This is a genomic window from Cobetia sp. 1CM21F (assembly GCF_023161745.1).
Taxonomy (GTDB): Bacteria; Pseudomonadota; Gammaproteobacteria; order Pseudomonadales; family Halomonadaceae; genus Cobetia; species Cobetia amphilecti.
On sequence record NZ_JALNTQ010000001.1, the window covers coordinates 1,026,361 to 1,046,405 of the forward strand.

Below are 20,045 nucleotides of genomic sequence, written 5' to 3' on the forward strand. Positions count from 1 at the left end.
ATGGAGGTTATAGTCACTATAAGGTCAAGTCTCATGACACAAGGAACCGAGCGCGAGCCGGGGACAGCAGCGCAAGACCCGCAAAGATCAGCGGCTTGCACAGGGTCTGACACAGAGGCTGTCACAGGGGCGATGAGCATCGGCCAGCTGGCCAAGGCCTCAGACGTCCAGGCGGTGACGATCCGCTACTACGAGAAGCAGGGTCTGTTGGCCCCGCTGCGGCGTGCGGCCAACGGCTATCGTGAATATGGCAATGCACAACTGCGCCGGTTGACCTTCATCCGCCGTTGTCGACGTCTGGGTTTCTCGCTGGATGATATCCGCGCCTTGCTGGGGCTGGCGGATCAGCAGGCGTTGCCGTGCGATCAGATAGATGCGCGTATCGAGGCGCAGCTGGCCGAGGTGCGCAAGCGTCAGCGCGATCTCGCCGTCATGGAGGAGGAGTTGCAGCGCCTGACACATTGCTGCGCCGGCGGGGTGGTGGCGCAGTGCCGTATCGTCGAGTCACTGTCCGAGAGCGAGGAGTAAGGCCCTGGCAGGCAGTTAACTGTTGCCAGGGCTGGGTCAAGGAGGGGGAGGCCAGGCGGGGACAGGCAGTGCCAAGCGGGGTCAGACGCCGCAGGACTTGCGGGCGAGTTCCTCCGCGACCAGTTCCGTGACATCGATCAGTGTCTTGGCGGGGGCTGCGTCGTTGCCTGACGAGCTGACGGGAATCAGTGGCAGTTCGGTACAGGCCAGCAGCACGGTGTCTGCCGACAGGCTCTCCAGCAGCGCATGAAAGCGCTGGACCACGCTCGGGTCATCGCCGCCATGCGCCTTCACGTCATAGATGATCTGATGCAGCAGGTGCGGGTCGGCGGGTACCTCGACTTCCACCACCTCCGCCAGTGCCCGGTAGGGTGACCAGTCCCCCATGTCCGTCACGGACTTCGCGCCCAGCAGCGCCACCTTGCTCAAGCCGTCGCGCCGCACCCTGTCGATGACGACATCGCTGAACGACACCAGCTGGGCATCCAGCGCCAGAGCCTCCAGCTGGGGCTGATAGTAGTTCAGCGTATTGCAGGCGATGGCGTAGTAGTCGACATGCTCGGCGAGCTTGTGGGCGCTGTCGGCCAGTGCCTCCCACACCTGTTGGTCATGGGTCTCGAGCTCCATGGACAGCCCGAGCGCCGGCTGGGAGATCAGATGGACGTGCGGGGCATCCAGATCTCCCCGATAGCCGGGCCCGATGCGGGCCTTGTTGGCGATCAGCAGCTTGTTCCAGAGATCCAGTCCGGCATCCGGGCCGGAGCCGGTGAGGATGCCGATCACGTTGCGTTGGCGCAGCTCAGTATCTTGCATGGCGGTGTCCGTCGTCTTGTTGCGGGGCAGGCGGTGAAGGTTCAGTCGAGGGCAGCTCAGTCAAGAGCAGCTCAGTCAGGGGCAGACCAGTTGGCCGAGCTTGAGATTTAACTTGAGACTGAGTTTGAGGCTGACGCTGACAGTGAGGGGCGCACAGCGGGCGTGTCGCCGGTAGCTTCGTCCTGAGCGCTCGCCTGGCCTGCCGGGCTGAAACGACGGCCCCAGCCGGTGGCGATGGAGACACTCATCACGGCCAGCAGGACCCAGGCGTAGAGCACCCAGGGCGTCAGATCGAGCGGCATCAGGGCCGGCACGCCGGGGAAGGTCTCGGCGGCTTTCACGGACAGCCCGGAGGCGAACAGCAGCGCGGCGGACCAGGGCAGCGAATAGACCAGGGTGCAGGACATGCTGTCGATGATGTTGGCGCGACGGTAAGGGCTCAGGCCGAAGCGTTCACCGACCGGTTTGGCGTAGGACAGGCCGACCGCGAGGATAGCGGGGGCATTGATGCTCATCAGCGAGGACATCAGCAGCGAGAGCCCAGCGGAGGAGGCTTCCGCGCCACGCGGTGTGCGCACGACACCCTTGAGCGCATTGATCAACCTCTCACTGCCACCGCCATCGAGCATCAGGCGAATGCCCGCCGACAGCAGGATCACCAGAATCGACAGGTCTGCCATCCAGCCGGCCACGCCATTGATCAGCGCGCCATTCTCGACCGACACGAAACCGCTCAGGGTGTTGAGGCCGGTGAGCATCGCCACCAGCATGCCGGACAGAATCCCCACGGTGGTGGCGAAGATCACATCGCCTTTCTTCATGGCCACGTAGATGGCGGCCAGGGCGGGCAGCAACATCACCAGGCCCTTGGGGTCCATGTGCTCGGCCAGCTGTTCATGCGCGACGACCAGTGGCGTCGTTTGCTGCGTCAGACTGATCAGCACCATCACCACGAGCGTGATGCTGCCGGCCACCAGCGTGAAGGGCAGTCGGGAGCGAACCACGCCGCCGATGTCAGCGCCCTGACTCGCCGCCGAGGAAATGGTGGTATCGGAGATGGGCGCCAGATTGTCGCCGAAGGCGCCGCCGCCCACGATGGCCCCTGCCAGCAGCAGCGGGTCGGCTCCCAGCATGACGCCTGCGGGATAGAGCACGCCCATGCCCGCGGCGATGGTGCCGAAGCCGGTGCCTGCCGCGGTGGCGAACAGGGCGCAGGCGAGGAAGGTCACGACGAGGAAGGCCGTGCCGGTGGCGCCGGTGTGATAGGCCGCCCACAGGATGCCGTCCACCAGTCCCGAGGAGCGCAGTACAGTGGCGAAGATGCCGGCAAAGATCCACGCCGCCACCGGGGCGATGGCCACCTTGCTGGCCATGCCCTTCATGATGGTGTCGCTGTAGACGGACTTGTCACGGGCAAACAGGAAGGTGACCAGCAGGCCGGCGAGAATGCCGACCCACATGCCCTGGATGGTTGGCTCCTCCAGGCTGGTGGCCACATGGATGGCCGTGGTGATGAAGCACAGGATGGGCAGGAACGAGACCCAGGGCCCGCCGTGGAACGTGAGTTTGGATGCAGGAGTCATGCGATAGCCTCTTTTATGGTTATTACTATCTGCGTGTGAGGGACTTCTGCATTGCATCACTCACACGTGAGGCGCGGAATTTGACGACCTGACTCAAGGTGGCGCACTCAGACGCACTATCTGATTCAGACTGCGCCTGACGCACTCTGGGTCATGGCGGGGGAGCGGCGTAGACTGAGGCTCTATCCCGGCGCGAGACAGACCCATGAACGAAGACCTGGCCCTCAATCTGCGGCTGCTGTGCAGCTACTACCGATCCATCGCCGAGGTGAGTCGGCGGCTCGAGATCAGTCGGCCACAGTTCAATCGATATCTGAGCGGTCAGTACCGGCCCGCCGCGCATACGCTGCGGCGGATCTGCGAGTTCTTCGGGGTGGAGGAGCACGAGATCCTGCTGCCCAATCGTCAGTTCCAGCGTCTGGTGCAGGTGCGTCCCAAGCCGCGCGAGAGTCACGCCACGAGTGTGGAGAGCGAGCCGCTGGCGCAGCTGAGACGCTCGGGCGCCTCCGAGCTGAGCCGCTATGTGGGCCACTACTATGAGTACTATCTGTCGATGTCGTCGCCGGGGCGGATACTGCGGGGGCTGGTGTCCATCATCCAGCGCGAGGATGGCGTCTATTACCAGCGTCTTGAGCGCCTGGTCGAGCGCGAGTCGTCCGGCATCGGCGTGTCACACTGCAAGTATCAGGGGATGGCGTTCTATCTGAGCGATCGCATCTTCATGACCGACTACGAGTCGATGACCGGCAATGAGATCACCCAGACCATCCTCTACCCGACCTTCACCAGCCGTGTGTCGCGCCTCAAGGGGCTGCGGATCGGGGTATCGGCAAGTGGTGACCGCACGCCGGCCAGCGCTCGCGTGCTGCTCGAATATCTCGGGCGTGACATCCGGGTTCGCTGCGCGCTGAAGCAATGCGGCCTCTATCCCCTGGGCAGCGACGAGATCGAGGATGCCATCCGCCACGAGATCCTCAATGATCAGGCGCCGGTGGGCGAGGGGCCCTGGCATTTTCGCGCGCGCAAGGATGACTGAAGGCCGCTGATCGCGCTCGCCTCTGTTGCCGCGCCGCGCCAGCCGCTACAATGCGCGCCATTCGTCTCGTTCTGCTATTCACCCAACAGTGCGCGCGGCGTGCCTCACGTCGGGCCGGATGCCTTTCAGCTCATGTCAGATTCCCAGATTGCCAAGGCGGCGGATGTGCGCCGTACATTCGCCATCATCTCTCACCCGGATGCCGGTAAGACCACCATTACCGAGAAGCTGCTGCTGTTCGGGAATGCCATCCAGATGGCCGGCTCGGTCAAGAGCAAGCGGGCCGATCGCCACGCGACCTCTGACTGGATGAAGATGGAGCAGGAGCGTGGCATCTCCGTGACCACCTCCGTGATGCAGTTCCCCTACAAGGACCGCATGGTCAACCTGCTGGATACCCCCGGGCACGAGGACTTCTCCGAAGATACCTACCGGACGCTGACCGCTGTCGACTCGGCGCTGATGGTCATCGATGGTGCCAAGGGTGTCGAGGACCGCACCATCAAGCTGATGGAAGTCTGCCGCCTGCGCACCACGCCGATCCTGACCTTCGTCAACAAGATGGACCGCGAGACGCGTGACCCCATCGAGGTGATGGACGAAGTCGAGACGGTGCTCAACATCCAGTGTGCGCCGATGACCTGGCCGATCGGCGTCGGCAAGGGCTTCAAGGGCGTCTATCACCTGCTCAATGACGAGATCCATCTCTACAAGCAGGGCCAGGGTAACCGCATCCCCGATGACGTGCGCATCAAGGGCCTCGACAGCCCCGAAGCCATCGAAGTGCTGGGCGAGGACCTGATCGAAGAGCTGAGCATGGAAGTCGAGCTGGTGCGCGGCGCCTCTCACGAGTTCGATCTCGAGGCCTATCGTCGCGGTGAGCTGACGCCGGTCTACTTCGGTACCGCCATGGGCAACTTCGGCGTGCGCGAGATGCTCGACGGCTTCGTCGAATATGCACCGCCGCCCCAGCCGCGTGATACCGATACCCGCGAAGTCACGGCCCACGATGAGCGCTTCACCGGCTTCGTGTTCAAGATCCAGGCCAACATGGACCCGAAACACCGTGACCGCGTCGCCTTCCTGCGTGTCTGCTCCGGCAAGTACGAGAAGAACATGAAGATGCGCCACGTGCGCATCAACAAGGACGTCAAGATTCCTGATGCCCTGACCTTCATGGCGGCGGACCGCTCCCACGTGGAAGAGGCCTGGCCGGGCGATATCATCGGCCTGCACAACCACGGCACCATCCAGATCGGTGACACCTTCACCATCGGCGAGGACATGCGCTTCACCGGCATTCCGCACTTCGCGCCGGAACTGTTCAAGCGCGTGCGCCTGAAGGACCCGCTGAAGATGAAGGCGCTGCAGAAAGGTCTGCAGCAGCTCTCCGAAGAGGGCGCGACCCAGGTCTTCCAGCCGTTCGACAACAACGACCTGATCGTCGGTGCCGTCGGTACGCTGCAGTTTGACGTGGTCGCTCACCGCCTGAAGGAAGAGTACAAGGTCGAGTGCATCTATGAGGCGATCAACGTGCAGACCGCGCGCTGGATCTACTGCGATGACACCAAGATGCTGGAGGACTTCAAGCGCAAGGCCAGTGCCAACCTGGCCTATGATGGCGGCGGCTGGCTGACCTACATCGCGCCGACCCGCGTCAACCTGCAGCTGACCCAGGAACGCTGGCCGGACATCACCTTCCGCGCGACCCGTGAGCACTGAGACAGTTGCCACAACGGCGTTGCCGCAGCGGCAATGTTGTAATGGCGCTGCCATAGCGGCGATGTCGTAATGGCGCTGCCACAGCGGCGATGTCGTAATGGCGCTGCCACAGCGACGCTGCGATAGCGAGGCTGTCGATCACGCCATGAAGAACGCCACCCCTCGGGGTGGCGTTTTTTTATGCCCGGATAAAGGTGGCGTTTTTCGTGGCCAGACATGCGTGTAACCCTACGTTTACACAGCCAACCCATGGCGCGGCATCAGCACGGCATAATGTCCGGGTCATGTTGTCTTGCTGGCATCCGTGTGATGAAGCTTGCTGGGGCGAAGGTCGGTAGGGCGCAGACAATGACAACAACAATGGCGTGGGATGTGTCTCAGTGCGGGCCATGCATGATGCGTGGCAATCCACCGGATGGTTAGCGAGTGACAGGAGATGACAGATGTCCGGATTCATGCAGGAATTTCGTGATTTTGCCGTCAAGGGAAGCGTCGTCGACATGGCGGTCGGCATCATCATCGGCGGGGCATTCACACTGATCGTCAAGAGTCTGGTCGGTGACATGCTCAACCCGCTGATCGGGCTACTGATCGGGGGAGTCGATTTCGCCAACTTCTTTGTCGTCCTCAAGGAAGGCGCTCAGGCCGCGCCCTATGCCAGTCTCGAGGCCGCCAAGGAAGCGGGAGCCGTCACGCTGAACTATGGCTTGTTCATCAATGCCATCATCAGCTTTGCCCTGGTGGCGCTGGCGGTATTCGTGTTGATCCGCCAGATCAACAAGCTCAAGAAGGAAGCCGAGGAAGCGCCGGAAGAGGTCACCGACAAGGATTGCCCGTATTGCCTTTCCAAGGTGCCGCTGGCGGCGACCCGTTGTGGTCATTGCACCTCCGAGCTGGCGCCGGCAGCGCCGGTGGAGGCGGCCTAGGCCATCTGCGTCGGTCACGACTACTGACAAGCAATATCGACACTCGTCCTCAAGGGACCGGCCACCAGGCCGGTCCCTTCGTTTGTCTGACACACGCTGATATAGCACGATGGCTGTACGGCCATTACCGGGAGATTCCATGCTGATCGACAGTCATTGTCATCTGGATTTCGCTGACTTCACGCCGGATCGTGAGGCGGTCATCGCGCGTGCCGAGCAGGACGATGTCTCGGCCTTCGTGGTGCCCGCCACCACGGTGGCAAGCTTTTCGGCAGTGCTGGCGCTGGCGGATTCATCAGCGCGTATCTTCGCTGCCCTGGGACTGCATCCCTATTTTCTGTCCGAGCATGGCGATGACGCGCTGGCGGCGCTTCATCAGGCTCTCGACCAGCATGCCGGCCAGATCGTCGCGTTGGGCGAATGTGGCTTCGATGCGCGACTGGCCGATCATGACGCCCAATGGCAGCTGTTCGAGGCCCAGCTGAGCATGGCACGCGAATTCTCCTTGCCTGTCATCGTGCACTGCGTGCGCGCCAATGACGAAGTCGCCAAGCGTATCAAGCAGGCACGACTCACCCGTGGCGGCATCATCCACGCCTTCGCGGGCAGTCAGGTGCAGGCGGAGCGCTTTCTCGAGCTTGGCTTCGTGCTGGGGCTGGGCGGCAGCGTGACCTACCCGCGTGCCAACAAGCTGCGCGGAGTGGTGGCGTCACTGCCCGACAATGGCTTCGTGCTGGAAACCGATAGCCCCGACATGCCGCTGTGCGGATTTCAGGGCCAGCGCAATGAGCCATCGCGAGTGGCGAAGGTTGCGGACGTGGTGGCGGAACTCCGTTCGAGCAGTCGCTACGATATCGCGTTATCCACCACGACGAATGTGCAGCGTATTCTTCAACTGAACGTCTGATCTAGACTGACCTCAAAGGCCAGGCGACAGCCTGCCGACCCGGTTCAGGAGGTCGCCTCATCATCGGTAAATCAATGTCAGATTCTTCAGCATCGCGTTCCTCCTCTCGTGTGCCGGCACACGAGTCTTCTGCTGTCTTCGCGCACGCCTCCCTGCCTGCTGGCCCCCGCTATCGGATGTATCTGCTGCCGCTGCTGTTGCTGGCGGCATTGCTGGCCACCGCCTGGTTGACGGCCAGCCAGATCACGCAATCCCGCGAGGCGGATCGTGAGTCCGACAGGCAGCGGCTGGCCTTGTGGGTCCAGAGTGAGCAGCGCCTGCTCGCGGGACAGTTGCAGGAAAACGGCTACTGGGAAGAAGCCGTGACCAGGTTTCTGCGCGAGCCCGAGCTCGACACGACCTGGCTCGAGTACATGTATGGCCCCGAGTTCGCCATCAACACCGGCATACATCTGATCTCTGCGGTGCGTGGCGATGGGCAGGTGGCCGCCTGGGTGCAGCACAACGCCGGGTCGCCGGGGGCCGACTGGCTGGGCAAGCAGCCGGTGAGCTGGCGACGTGCGCTCGCCCCCGTCATGCAGGCGGCCCGCCAGTCACCGACACAACCTCAGCTGGCCTGGTTGATCGTCGACAACCAGCCATGGCTGATCGGCATGCAGGGGCTCTACGAGGATGAGGAGGCCTTGCCACCGCGAGACGAGCAGGGGCTGTTGATTCTGGGCATGCCGCTCACGGCAGACCTGCTGGACGAGCAGGCGGCCGTGCTGGGCTTGAAGGGTCTGCAGGTGGTCAGCAACGCCATGCCACAGCCCATCGCGACGCAGCAGGTCTGCGTGGCCTTGCCCGCGTCCGGTCGTGCCGATCGCTACAACCATGCCAAGGCCTGCTGGCAGGATGAAAATCGCGTCGCTCAGTTGCTGCAGGAGATGGGCACTCCGCTGGCGGTACTGCTGTTGATCATTTTGCTGGCGGGCATGGGCACCATCGGCATGCTGGTGCGCGACAGTCGGCGCCGCAGGGCGAGTCGGGCCTATGGCACCTATCTCGAGCATCAATACCAGCGCCACAGCATTCTCAACCAGCAATTCCTGAGCGTCCCCTATGAAACCCACACGCCGCAGAATGCGCGTGCGTCTCTCACCCGCTACCTGCAGCGCGTGCGCGAGATGCTGGGGGCAGAGATCATCATCTATCGGCGTGAGGTGGGAAATCCCAACGCCGGCTACCTCATTCTGCAGAGTCACGATGAGCGTGAGTGGTTGAGTGAGGCATCGTTGCGGCGTGATCCTCTCTGGCGCCTGCCGGTGGGGCGCGTGTGCGTGTCAGCCGGTGATCGCTCGCGACGCGATGGCGATGGGAGCGCCGACAAAAGTGTCGATGAGCAGGAAGATCGCGCGCTGCTGCTGTGCCAGCGACTGGGCGCCAGCCAGCTGATGGGCTATTCGGTCTCGCCGCATCCCGGGCGCAGCGAATTGCTGCTGGTGGCCAGTCGCGGCCATCGACTCAACGCCACCGAGATGATGCCGTTGCTGGACATGACCCTCGATACGCTGGTGGTACGAGGGCTGGAGCAGGAACGCGTGCTGCTCCAGCACCAGTTGCTCGAGGAGCGCGAGACGGATCTCGATACCGGTCTGCTCAGTCGTGAAGGCATGCTGCGCCTGATCAAGGTGCGGATTGACCAGCTGGGCGAGGTCGCGCCGATGGAGGGCTTCGTGCTGATGGCGCTTAGGATCGGCGGCTTGCAGGTGCTCTACGATCATGCCGGCGCCGAGCCGGGCAATCACCAGCTGGAGCAGGTCCAGAAGCGTATCGCTCCCTTGCTGGGCAATTCCGGCGATGTGGCGCGCCTCGAGACCGACAGGCTGCTGATCATGGTCCAGCGCCGGCTGCTGGAAGCGACGCGAGGCGGTATCAGCGGCTGGCTGGACAACCTGCTGAATGCCGTGCGCGACAAGGTCACGCTCAATGATGAGGTGATCTATCTGCAGCCGAGCCTGGGCATCACGCGCTATCCCGAGGATGGCCATCAGGTGGATGCGCTGGTCTATCGCGCCGAACGTGCCCTGCACGATACCCAGCAGTGCCAACGCGAGTGGCATTTCTTCGATGAGGAGGCGGAGCGTGAGTTGCGTCGCCTCAAGCAGCTGGAGGCCGAGTTCACCGTCGCGCTGCGCGAGGATCAGCTCAGGCTCTTCGTGCAGCCGATCGTCGACGGGCGTACCGGCCGTTTGCAGCTGTCGGAGGCGCTGATTCGCTGGCAGCACCCGGAACATGGCTTGATGGGCTCGGCGGACTTCATGGCCATCGTCGAGTCCGCCCGCCTGGATGTCGCGCTGGGGCGCTGGGTGCTCAAGGAGAGCATCGCGACCCTGATGCGCGTCCACGAGAGCGGCCATGAGCTGCATCTGAGCGTCAACGTGACCGTGCGCCACATGATGGACAAGCGCTTCCTGTCAGACTTGGAAATGTTGTTCCGGCATCCGGAGCTGTGTGAGCGCCTGACGCTTGAACTGGTCGAGAGCCAGCTGCCGGATGACATCCAGGCCCTGGCCGTGCTGTTCCAGACCATCCGGGCTCACGGCGTGGCGTTGGCACTGGACGATTTCGGCACGGGCTACTCCTCGCTGTCACAGTTGCAGCGGTTGCCGTTCGACAAGCTCAAGATCGATCGACAGTTCGTGACGGCGCTGGGCTCCAGCAAGGGGCAGGCCATGATCGAAGCGATGCTGGGGCTGGCGGAGGCCTTCCATCTTGCGGTGGTGGCCGAAGGCATCGAGACGCCGGAGCAGCGAGCCGAATTGCTCGCGCATGGCTGCTCGCTGCATCAGGGCTATCTCTATGCACGACCGATGCCGGTGCAGGAGCTGATCGAGCACCTGATCGCAGGAGATGGCTGGCTGCCGGAAGGGCTGTAAGGGCTGGGAGCCCCGGCAGGCGCCTGAAATCATCAATCCGTGACAGACAAAAGCCCCGCACCTTGGCACGTGCGGGGCTTTCCTGTGGCGGCTTTCAAGCGATCAGTCCTTCAGGACGATCAGCCTTTCAATCCGTACCCTTCAGCCCTTGAGCTGCTCCGGGTCGCGACGCTCGACGGCATAGGGCAGCGCGCTGCGCTCAAGCTGGGTGCCATCTTCCAATGCCAATGCGATCTCTTCATCGCGCAGGCTGATCACGGCCAGCAGCTCCAGACGTCCCTGTTCATCATGGGCTGCCTGCAGCACTTCGCCGAGGGACTTGCCGTCGGGGCTTGTGACCTTGCTCCCCACCACCGGCAAGTCGGCCGGCTGCGCCGTCGTCAGGCGTTGCAGGCGCTTCTTGACCTGGCCGCGGAAGTGGGCGCGGGCCACGACTTCCTGACCGGTGTAGCAGCCCTTCTTGAAGCTGATCGCGGCGAGGGCTTCCAGATTGAGCATCTGCGGCAGCCAGCTGTCAGTCTGCGCGGAAGTGACCCACTGCAGACCGGCGCGGATATCTTCCAGGCACCAGCGGGTGTCGTCGCTGGCGGCCACATCGCGTGCGAAAAGCGCCGTCGCGAGGTCTGCCAGGGCGGCATGCGGGCCGACCAGTATCGCGCGCGGGGTATTGCCTGACGGCTGGCGTGCCAGCGCGCAGGTCTGCGGTTCTTCTTCCTCGCTCGACTGCTGGGGCGACGGAAGGACCGAGCGCATGGCCAGGTCATGCTCGGCCAGCGCAGGTGCCGCCAGGGCGTCGGCACAGGCCGCCAGAGTCTGCTCGCCGAGCAGGCCGAGCACGCTCAACTCACTCGACACCTCCAGCGTCACCTTGTAGAAGGGCGCGAACTTGGCCAGATGGGCACGCAGCGGTTCGGCGGTGCCAGCCGGCATCACCAGCCACAGACGCTCTTCGCTGACGCGCAGCAGCTGAGCCATGGCCAGAATGCGTCCCTTCGGGGTGCAGAAGGTCGTCAGCGGCGCCAGCTCGCCATCGACCAGACTCAGCTGCTGTGAGGTCTGTCCCTGCAGAAAGCGTTCGCCATCCTTGCCGCAGACCTCGAGTACCTCGAAATTGCCCAGCGGGGTCAGTGCATTCTCGGCCAAGGCACGGTCGGCTACGCAAGCGTGAGGCATGTCAGCGAGTGGCATGGAGGCGTCGGCTGGCTCACCCAGCGTCAGGCGGCCGTCCTCGCCGAGCTGGTAGCCGTGGTCTTGCATCAGGGTCTTCAAGGGATTCATCTACCATCATCCTGTTGCGAAGGAGTGAACTGCCGGTGGCGCACTGGCAACCATGCGGCATGTCGGATGCCCGCATTGTCACGCGCCAGCTGGCGGCTGTCAGCCCCTTGTGCCACATGTGGCCTCAAAAGAACGGGCAAATCAGTGTTCCCGTCCTGCCAGGCGTTTCTCGGGCCTGGCTCGCGACGAGTCTGATGGGCGCTGACCGCCAGGCAACCGTGCTATTCTTGACGGCTGCAATGCGCTGCGGCGCCCCTTTTTTACTGCATGACAGGAATGACACGATGGCCAGCTTTTCTCTTACTCTGATCGGCGTCGAGAGCGTCAAGGATGTCAACAAGGTCACCACGGCGCTGATGATGATGGATGGCGTCAAGGAAGCCGAGGTCGGACGTGGCTTTGCCGAAGTCGACGGTCAGGTGCGTTATGACGCGCTGGTCAAGACGGTCGAGAAGGCCGGTTACAAGGTCAAGTGACCGCAGTGCGGTGACGCTGGACAGGCGGCGAGCAGGCAACGTCTCACGAGCGGGATCACGGACAGATCAGCGACAGGGAGGTGACGAATGAGCATCGAGGTAATTAGCCGTCGGTCAGGCAGCTTCGTGCAACGGGTACAGGTCGCAAGCTTTGATGAGTTGCTGGTCGATGTGCCGGCGGTGGTCGGTGGCGACGAGAGCGCCCCGGACCCGCATGACTACTTCGACCTGTCGCTGGGGGCCTGCAAGTCGATCACCGTGCAGATGTACGCCCGGCGCAAGGGCTTGCCGCTGGCGGGGATCATCACCACGGTAGACCGGGACGACAGCGACGAGCGCCGTGGCAGCAACAGCGAATATCGTCTCACGGTCAGCATGCAGTTCCTGGCCGAGGAGGGTCATGAGCTGGACGCCGAGACCCGCGCGCGCCTGATCGAGATCTCCGAGCGTTGCCCCATCCATCGCCTGATGACCAGCACCCGGGTCTCGGTGACCAGTCGAGAAGCGCCCGCGAGCGAATGATGCCGCCGGGCAATCATCTGCCTGTCGTCAGTTGAAGACCCGACTGACTGCCACCATTGAGAGCGCATGAGCAAACCATTTCGCATCGATTCCAAGTTTCAGCCGGCCGGTGACCAACCGGCGGCCATCGAGAAGCTGATCACCGGCCTGGACGCGGGCCTGGCGCATCAGACCCTTCTGGGCGTGACCGGCTCCGGCAAGACCTTCACGGTGGCCAACATCGTGGAGCGCCTGCAGCGTCCGGCCATCGTCATGGCCCCCAACAAGACGCTGGCGGCGCAGCTGTACGGCGAGTTCAAGTCGTTCTTCCCCGACAACGCCGTCGAATATTTCGTCTCCTATTACGATTACTACCAGCCCGAAGCCTACGTCGCCTCCTCGGACACCTTCATCGAGAAGGATGCCTCGATCAACGACCACATCGAGCAGATGCGTCTGTCGGCGACCAAGGCGCTGCTGGAGCGCCGCGATGCGATCATCGTGGTCTCCGTCTCGGCCATCTACGGCCTGGGTGACCCGGATCAATACCTCAAGATGCGCCTGCACTTCAATCGTGGCGAGCAGATCGATCAGCGCGGTTTCCTCCGGCGTCTGGCGGAGCTGCAGTACACCCGCAACGACATGGATTTCCGGCGCGGTACCTATCGGGTGCGCGGCGACGTGATCGACATCTTCCCGGCCGACTCCGAAGAGCAGGCGGTGCGTGTCGAGCTGTTCGATGACGAGATCGATTCCATCCGGCTGTTCGATCCGCTGACCGGTGAAGTGGCCGAGTCGGTGCCGCGCATGACCATCTATCCCAAGAGTCACTACGTGACACCGCGCGAGACCATCGTCGCTGCGGTCGATCACATCAAGGAAGAGCTGGTCGAGCGCCTCGATTACCTGCGCAAGCACGACAAGCTGGTCGAGGCCCAGCGCCTGGAGCAGCGCACCCTCTATGACATCGAGATGATGATGGAGCTGGGCTACTGCAACGGCATCGAGAACTACTCGCGCTATCTGTCGGGGCGTGATCCCGGCAACGCGCCGCCGACCTTCTTCGACTACCTGCCCAAGGACGCGCTGGTCTTCATCGATGAGTCCCACGTCAGCGTGCCGCAGGTCGGCGGCATGTATCGCGGTGACCGTTCGCGCAAGGAAACGCTGGTGGAGTACGGCTTCCGCCTGCCGTCGGCCCTCGACAACCGCCCGATGAAATTCGAGGAGTGGGAGAGCATCCTGCCGCAGACCGTATTCGTCTCGGCGACGCCTGGCCCCTATGAGGAAGAGCATGCCGGCCAGGTGGTGGAGCAGGTGGTACGTCCCACCGGGCTGCTCGACCCGGTCATCGAGGTGCGTTCGGCCTCGACCCAGGTGGATGACGTCCTCTCGGAGATTCGCGCGCGCACCAAGGTCGGCGAGCGCGTGCTGATCACCACGCTGACCAAGCGCATGTCGGAAGACCTGACCGAATATCTGGGCGAGCACGACGTGCGGGTACGCTATCTGCACTCCGACATCGACACCGTCGAGCGGGTCGAGATCATTCGTGACCTGCGTCTGGGCAAGTTCGATGTGCTGGTCGGCATCAACCTGCTGCGTGAGGGCCTCGATATTCCGGAGGTCTCGCTAGTGGCGATCCTGGATGCCGACAAGGAGGGCTTCCTGCGCTCGGAACGCTCCCTGATCCAGACCATCGGTCGCGCGGCGCGTAATGCCAACGGCAAGGCCATTCTGTACGGGGATCGCATCACCGATTCCATGCAGCGGGCCATTGCCGAGACTGAACGCCGTCGCGAGAAGCAGATGGCCTTCAATGATGAGCACGGCATCACGCCGCGCACCATCACCAAGTCGGTGGCGGATATCATGGAAGGCGCCCAGGCGCCGGGCCGCAAGAGCAGCCGTCGCAAGGGCAGCGAGCGTCAGGTGGCGGAAGAGACGCCGGACTACGCCGCGCTGGCGGCCGAAGGGCCTCAGGCGCTCGAGAAGGAGATCAGCCGTCTCGAAGATGCCATGTTTGCCGCGGCCAAGAACCTCGAATTCGAGGAAGCCGGTCGACTGCGCGACCAGATCAACGATGTCCGCAATCGCCTGATCGCGCTGGGCTGACGCTACTCTCCATTCCCCAGCATTCGCGTTGCTTAAGGCATGACCCTGCGCGCCCGACGATGTCACCCATCGTCGGGCGCGTGGCGTTCAGGGCTGGCAGGTAACTGACGGGGAAGTGTCATCGGCAAGTTATACCGTTATCTTGCCTGTTGCGTCGCAAATCATCACATTGCAGCTCAGTGCATGGCTCAGGGGCAACCGGTTGCTCGGGGAGGGCGGCAGGATTGCTTCTCTTACAACCTTGGGCGTAGCCGGGCAGGGGGCTGCGGTGCGTCCTGATGGTGCGAGAGGAGAGGGAAAACCTGTTATCCGCGTGTTGGCATGTGCCAATAACTGGCTTTGATCAGGTTTTCCGAGGATTGTCTGGTCACATGGGAAAGCGTGGTGCTTTTCGCTATTGGCAGGCTGTCGAGCCGCATTCATGAGCGGCCAAACGGTCACTTTACATGCGTATTCGCTGCTGCCAATAATGCTTTCAAGGCATTCCTGACGTGTCGATCCCCTGCCTGCAGGCTGGCAGCGGCGCACAAGGTCAGCGAATGACAGACACTGTCGCCAGCCCTTTTCGGTCAGCCCAGCGCTGCCACCAGGCGTCAGTCAGGTCTGCCCGGCCGTAGTACAACAATAATCGGGAACAGGAATTCTCATCATGATGCGCAGGTCTCTTCTCGCTCTCGGTATCGCCGCGGCGATGTCCACTCAGGCTCAGGCCGATATCACCATCGCCATGGCAGGCCCGGTCACGGGGCCGGTCGCCCAGTACGGTGACATGCAGTTCATCGGTGCCGAGATGGCCATCGAGCGGATCAATGCCGCCGGTGGCGTCGACGGCGAGATGCTCAAGGGCGTCAAATACGACGACGCCTGTGATCCCAAGCAGGCGGTGGCGGTGGCCAACCAGATCGTCAATGACGGTGTCCAGTACGTGATCGGCCACCTGTGCTCCAGCGCGACCCAGCCGGCCTCGGACATCTACGCCGAGGAAGGCGTGATGATGATCACGGCGGCGTCCACCAGCCCGACCATCACCGAGCAGGGCTATGAGCTGGTCTTCCGCACCATCGGTCTGGATTCCCTGCAGGGGCCGGTCGCCGGGCGCTATATCGCCGAGACGATCAAGCCCAAGCACATGGCCGTGATCCACGACAAGCAGCAGTACGGGGAAGGCATCGCCACCGGCGTGCGCGACACCGTCGAGGAGGCGGGCATCGATGTGGTGCTGTTCGAGGGCATCACGGCGGGCGACAAGGATTTCTCGGCGCTGATCTCCAAGCTCAAGAAGGAGAACGTCGACTTCGTCTACTACGGCGGCTATCACCCGGAACTGGGCCTCTTGCTGCGTCAGTCGCGTGAGCTGGGCTTCGATGCCCCCTTCATGGGCCCGGAAGGGGTCGGCAACCCGGACATTTCCAAGATCGCCGGTCAGGCCTCCGAAGGGCTTTATGTGACGCTGCCGCCGGCCTTCGAGACAGACCCGAAGAACGCCGATCTGGTCGCGGCCTTCAAGGACAAGGATCAGGACCCCTCCGGCCCGTTCGTCATGCCGGCCTACACCGCGGTGGAGCTGATCGCCGATGGCATCAAGGGCGCCGATTCCACCGACCCGTATGACGTCGCCGAATATCTGCGCGCCAACAGCTTCGACACGCCCATCGGCAAGGTCGAATACGACGAGAAGGGCGACCTGAAGGACTTCAACTTCGTCGTCTACAACTGGCACGCCGACGGAACCAAGAGCGAAGCGGCACATTGATCATCGGCTGGCCTCTGCTCGTCTGAGCCCAGCCTTCGCCACGGCCATGTGACATCTCATTTGAGACCTCTTGTGGCCGTGGTGGATCAACCCCGAGACGCTTCCCGTCATGCCTCCTGGCATGGCGGGCTTCTCCGTTCGGTCGAGTCCACGGTGATGCAATATCGCCGTGCCTTCCCGTTGTCGCCGCGAATGCGGCATTTCCCTGACGGTCACCGGCCACAAGCCGAAGACAGTCGCGGCCAAGGGTCGTTTCAATGGAAGACATCCTCTACTTCCTGCAACAGGTCATCAATGGCCTGACCATCGGCAGCACCTATGCCTTGATCGCCATCGGCTACACGATGGTCTACGGCATCATCGGCATGATCAATTTCGCCCACGGCGAGATCTACATGATCGGCACCTACGTGACCTTCATCGTCATCGCGGCGCTGGGCATGCTGGGCATCGCCAACCCCTTCTTCCTGATGGCGGCCGCCTTGCTGGTGGCGGTGCTGGTGTCCTGCGCCTACGGCTTTGCCGTGGAGCGGGTGGCCTATCGCCCGGTACGTGGCTCCAAGCGTCTGATCGCGCTGATCTCGGCGATCGGCATGTCGATCTTCCTGCAGAACTACATGCGTCTGGCCCAGGGCTCGCGTGACATGGCGATCTCCAGCCTGATCCCGGGCGGTTGGGAGTTCGGGCTGGAAAGCTTCGCGGTCAATCTCTCCTACATGCAGGTGATCATCTTCAGCGTCACCCTGGTGTGCATGCTGCTGCTGTCCTCCTTCATCTCGCGCTCCCGCCTGGGGCGTGCCTGTCGTGCCTGCTCGCAGGATGCCGGCATGGCGCGTCTGCTGGGCATCAATACCGACATGATCATCTCTATGACCTTCGTGATCGGGGCGGCGCTTGCCGCCGTGGCGGGCCTGCTGCTCGGCATGTACTACGGCGTGGTCAATCCCTACATCGGCTTCCTGGCCGGCCTCAAGGCGTTCACGGCGGCGGTGCTGGGCGGGATCGGCAGCATCCCCGGCGCGATGCTGGGCGGACTGCTGCTGGGGGTCGCGGAGGCGCTGACCGGCGGTTACCTGTCCACGGAATACAAGGACGTGGTGGCCTTCGGACTGCTGATCCTGATTCTGCTGTTCCGTCCCTCCGGGATTCTCGGCAAGCCCGAAGTGGAGAAGATCTGATGCCCAAGCTTGCGAAACAGACTCTGAAGAAGGCGGGCACCTCGCCTGCCGAGACGTTGCCGCCCCAGCCTGCCTATCGGCGTCCCTGGTGGTCGGCGCTCGCGGCCGCCGTGCTGACCCTCGTGCTGGGCGGCTCGGTGCTGGGGGTGCAGCTCGAATCCACCGGCATCACTACCACGGTGCGCTTGATGGGCATGGACACCTGGGGCTGGTTGCTGGCCGCGGCACTGGCCGTCTTCCTGCATCAGCTGGTACGTCCGCAGATCGAGGAGTGGCGGGCGCGTACCCGCAAACCCTCGCGTTTCAGTGTCCCCGATGTGATGAGCGGCCAGAAGCGTCAGCTGTGGATCATGCTGGCCATCGGCGCGCTGCTGATCTTCCCGTTCCTCTCCAACCGCTCGGCGGTGGATCTCGCGACCCTGACGCTGATCTACATCATGCTGGGCCTGGGGCTCAACGTGGTAGTGGGGCTCGCCGGGCTGCTGGATCTCGGCTACGTGGGCTTCTACGCCGTCGGGGCCTATACCTATGCGCTGCTCAACAGCTATCTGGGCTTCAGCTTCTGGGAGGCGCTGCCCATCGCCGGGTTGATGACGGCGTTGTTCGGCTATCTGCTCGGCTTCCCGGTACTGCGATTGCGCGGGGATTACCTGGCCATCGTGACGCTGGGCTTCGGCGAGATCATCCGCATCCTGCTCAACAACTGGACCGAGCTGACCGGCGGCCCGAATGGCATCTCGCGCATTCCCAAGCCGACCTTGTTCAACCTCGAGTTCTCGCGGCGAGCCGACGAGGGCAACATCGCCTTCCATGAGTACTTCGGCATCGACTACGACCCGGCCCTCAAGGTGATCTACCTGTATCTGCTGGCCTTGATCCTGGTGCTGATCACGCTGTTCGTGATCTACCGCTTGCTGCGCATGCCCATCGGGCGGGCGTGGGAGGCACTGCGCGAGGATGATATCGCCTGTCGCTCGCTGGGCATGAATCCCACCGGCATCAAGCTCTCGGCCTTCACGATCGGCGCGAGCTTCGCGGGCTTCGCCGGTGCCTTCTTCGCCGCGCGTCAAGGCTTCATCAGCCCCGAGTCCTTCACCTTCATCGAGTCGGCGATCATTCTGGCCATCGTGGTGCTGGGCGGGATGGGCTCGCAGCTGGGCGTGATCCTGGCCGCGATCGCCATGACCTTGCTGCCGGAGCTGGCACGCGAATTCAATGAATATCGCATGCTGCTGTTCGGGCTGATGATGGTGTTGATGATGGTCTGGCGTCCTCAGGGCCTGGTGCCGCTCAAACGACCGCAGATGGAGCTCGACCGTGGCTGATACACATGATAATCAGGTCCGTGACAAGCAGGTCCGTGACAAGCAGGTCCGTGACAAGCAGGTCCGTGACAAGCAGGTCCGCGACAGGCAAGACCTCGACAATCCGATACCGGTCGCCTCCGCGCGTCGTCAGGCGCGCACCGAGGGCGGAGCGCCATTGCTGGATGTGCGCGATCTCACCATGCAGTTCGGTGGCCTCAAGGCCGTGGACGGCGTGACGCTCCAGGTGCATCCGGGCGAGGTGGTGTCGGTCATCGGGCCGAACGGTGCGGGCAAGACCACCGTCTTCAACTGCATCTCCGGCTTCTATCAGCCCACCGGCGGCGAGGTGTATTTCCAGAACCGCGCCATGCATCGCCTGCCGGGCTATCGCATCGCCCAGGCCGGCATGGTGCGCACCTTCCAGAACGTGCGGCTGTTCAAGGAGATGACCGTCATCGAGAACCTGCTGGTGGCGCAGCACATGCACGCCGAACGCAATCTTCTCAAGGGACTGTTCAAGACGCCGGGCTATCGACGCAGTGAAAAGGCGCTGATGCAGCATGCCGGCGACTGGCTGGAGCGAGTCGGTCTGCTCGAATTCGCCAACCGCGAGGCCGGCAATCTGGCCTATGGCCAGCAGCGTCGACTCGAGATCGCGCGCTGCATGGTCGCCAGGCCGCGGCTGCTGATGCTGGATGAGCCGGCGGCGGGCCTCAATCCCAACGAGACACGTGATCTGGATGATCTGATCGTCAGCCTGACCCGCGATGAGGGCATCTCGGTGCTATTGATCGAGCATGACATGAGCCTGGTGATGGGCATTTCGGACCACATCTACGTGGTCAATCAGGGCCAGCCGCTGGCGGATGGCAGTCCGGAGGACATACGGCGCAACGATGCCGTGATCAAGGCCTATCTGGGGGAAGAGTGATCATGAGTGAGCATGTCGAAGACGTGACGCCCGAGGCCACGCTTGCCGGTGAGGAGCTCGCGCCCCAAGAGGC

General features: G+C 63.1%; 16 protein-coding genes. 13 read left to right on the forward strand and 3 right to left on the reverse strand.

Features of this window, described 5'->3' with window-relative positions:
* The first annotated feature begins 132 nt into the window (after positions 1-132).
* On the forward strand, positions 133-528 hold the full coding sequence (locus MSG32_RS04120) for a helix-turn-helix domain-containing protein (RefSeq protein ID WP_215822912.1): 396 nt from the start codon (positions 133-135) through the stop codon (positions 526-528).
* Positions 529-609: 81 nt separating this feature from the next.
* On the opposite strand, the gene MSG32_RS04125 is transcribed toward MSG32_RS04120, so the two are convergent.
* Positions 610-1,341 carry an aspartate/glutamate racemase family protein gene (locus MSG32_RS04125; protein WP_248377956.1) on the reverse strand — a complete coding sequence of 244 codons (732 nt, stop codon included), beginning with the start codon at positions 1,339-1,341 and terminating at the stop codon, positions 610-612.
* A 107-nt stretch (positions 1,342-1,448) separates the two neighbouring features.
* Positions 1,449-2,924 carry a Na+/H+ antiporter NhaC family protein gene (locus MSG32_RS04130; RefSeq protein ID WP_248377958.1) on the reverse strand — a complete coding sequence of 492 codons (1,476 nt, stop codon included), beginning with the start codon at positions 2,922-2,924 and terminating at the stop codon, positions 1,449-1,451.
* 205 nt (positions 2,925-3,129) lie between these two features.
* Here MSG32_RS04130 and MSG32_RS04135 point away from each other — a divergent pair, with 205 nt between their 5' ends.
* The 5 genes from MSG32_RS04135 to MSG32_RS04155 all read left to right on the forward strand — a co-directional run bounded on the left by MSG32_RS04135 (position 3,130) and on the right by MSG32_RS04155 (position 10,433).
* A complete protein-coding gene (locus MSG32_RS04135; RefSeq protein ID WP_248377960.1) occupies positions 3,130-3,960 on the forward strand; it encodes a helix-turn-helix transcriptional regulator in 831 nt (276 codons plus the stop codon).
* Positions 3,961-4,092: 132 nt separating this feature from the next.
* Complete coding sequence (locus MSG32_RS04140; RefSeq protein WP_153635928.1) at positions 4,093-5,682, forward strand: peptide chain release factor 3; 1,590 nt, start codon at positions 4,093-4,095, stop codon at positions 5,680-5,682.
* Between the two features lie 443 nt (positions 5,683-6,125).
* Positions 6,126-6,608: a large conductance mechanosensitive channel protein MscL gene (mscL, locus tag MSG32_RS04145; RefSeq protein ID WP_054557004.1), complete on the forward strand. Its 483-nt coding sequence runs from the start codon at positions 6,126-6,128 to the stop codon at positions 6,606-6,608.
* 139 nt (positions 6,609-6,747) lie between these two features.
* Positions 6,748-7,515 (forward strand): TatD family hydrolase, encoded by a 768-nt coding sequence (locus MSG32_RS04150; RefSeq protein WP_248377962.1) that lies wholly within the window; start codon positions 6,748-6,750, stop codon positions 7,513-7,515.
* 74 nt (positions 7,516-7,589) lie between these two features.
* Positions 7,590-10,433 carry an EAL domain-containing protein gene (locus tag MSG32_RS04155; RefSeq protein ID WP_248377964.1) on the forward strand — a complete coding sequence of 948 codons (2,844 nt, stop codon included), beginning with the start codon at positions 7,590-7,592 and terminating at the stop codon, positions 10,431-10,433.
* Between the two features lie 141 nt (positions 10,434-10,574).
* Here the strand turns inward: MSG32_RS04155 and MSG32_RS04160 are convergent, their stop codons facing one another.
* Complete coding sequence (locus tag MSG32_RS04160; protein ID WP_248377966.1) at positions 10,575-11,711, reverse strand: folate-binding protein; 1,137 nt, start codon at positions 11,709-11,711, stop codon at positions 10,575-10,577.
* 284 nt (positions 11,712-11,995) lie between these two features.
* Between MSG32_RS04160 and MSG32_RS04165 the strand changes: the two genes are divergently transcribed.
* From MSG32_RS04165 to livG, 7 genes are all read left to right on the forward strand, one after another.
* Positions 11,996-12,187: a hypothetical protein gene (locus tag MSG32_RS04165; RefSeq protein WP_054557000.1), complete on the forward strand. Its 192-nt coding sequence runs from the start codon at positions 11,996-11,998 to the stop codon at positions 12,185-12,187.
* 87 nt (positions 12,188-12,274) lie between these two features.
* Positions 12,275-12,709, forward strand: a complete 435-nt coding sequence (locus MSG32_RS04170) for an OsmC family protein (RefSeq protein WP_054556999.1) — start codon at positions 12,275-12,277, stop codon at positions 12,707-12,709.
* A gap of 66 nt (positions 12,710-12,775) precedes the next feature.
* Positions 12,776-14,803, forward strand: a complete 2,028-nt coding sequence (gene uvrB / locus MSG32_RS04175; RefSeq protein ID WP_192838931.1) for an excinuclease ABC subunit UvrB — start codon at positions 12,776-12,778, stop codon at positions 14,801-14,803.
* Between the two features lie 649 nt (positions 14,804-15,452).
* Complete coding sequence (locus tag MSG32_RS04180; RefSeq protein WP_131432181.1) at positions 15,453-16,556, forward strand: branched-chain amino acid ABC transporter substrate-binding protein; 1,104 nt, start codon at positions 15,453-15,455, stop codon at positions 16,554-16,556.
* A 257-nt stretch (positions 16,557-16,813) separates the two neighbouring features.
* Positions 16,814-17,734 carry a high-affinity branched-chain amino acid ABC transporter permease LivH gene (gene livH, locus MSG32_RS04185; RefSeq protein ID WP_043336883.1) on the forward strand — a complete coding sequence of 307 codons (921 nt, stop codon included), beginning with the start codon at positions 16,814-16,816 and terminating at the stop codon, positions 17,732-17,734.
* Positions 17,734-19,059, forward strand: coding sequence for a high-affinity branched-chain amino acid ABC transporter permease LivM (gene livM, locus MSG32_RS04190; protein ID WP_248377968.1), 1,326 nt, complete (start codon positions 17,734-17,736; stop codon positions 19,057-19,059). Before livH ends, livM begins: the two co-directional genes overlap by 1 nt.
* 157 nt (positions 19,060-19,216) lie before the next feature.
* Positions 19,217-19,972 carry a high-affinity branched-chain amino acid ABC transporter ATP-binding protein LivG gene (livG, locus tag MSG32_RS04195; RefSeq protein ID WP_082388869.1) on the forward strand — a complete coding sequence of 252 codons (756 nt, stop codon included), beginning with the start codon at positions 19,217-19,219 and terminating at the stop codon, positions 19,970-19,972.
* Positions 19,973-20,045 lie beyond the last annotated feature (73 nt).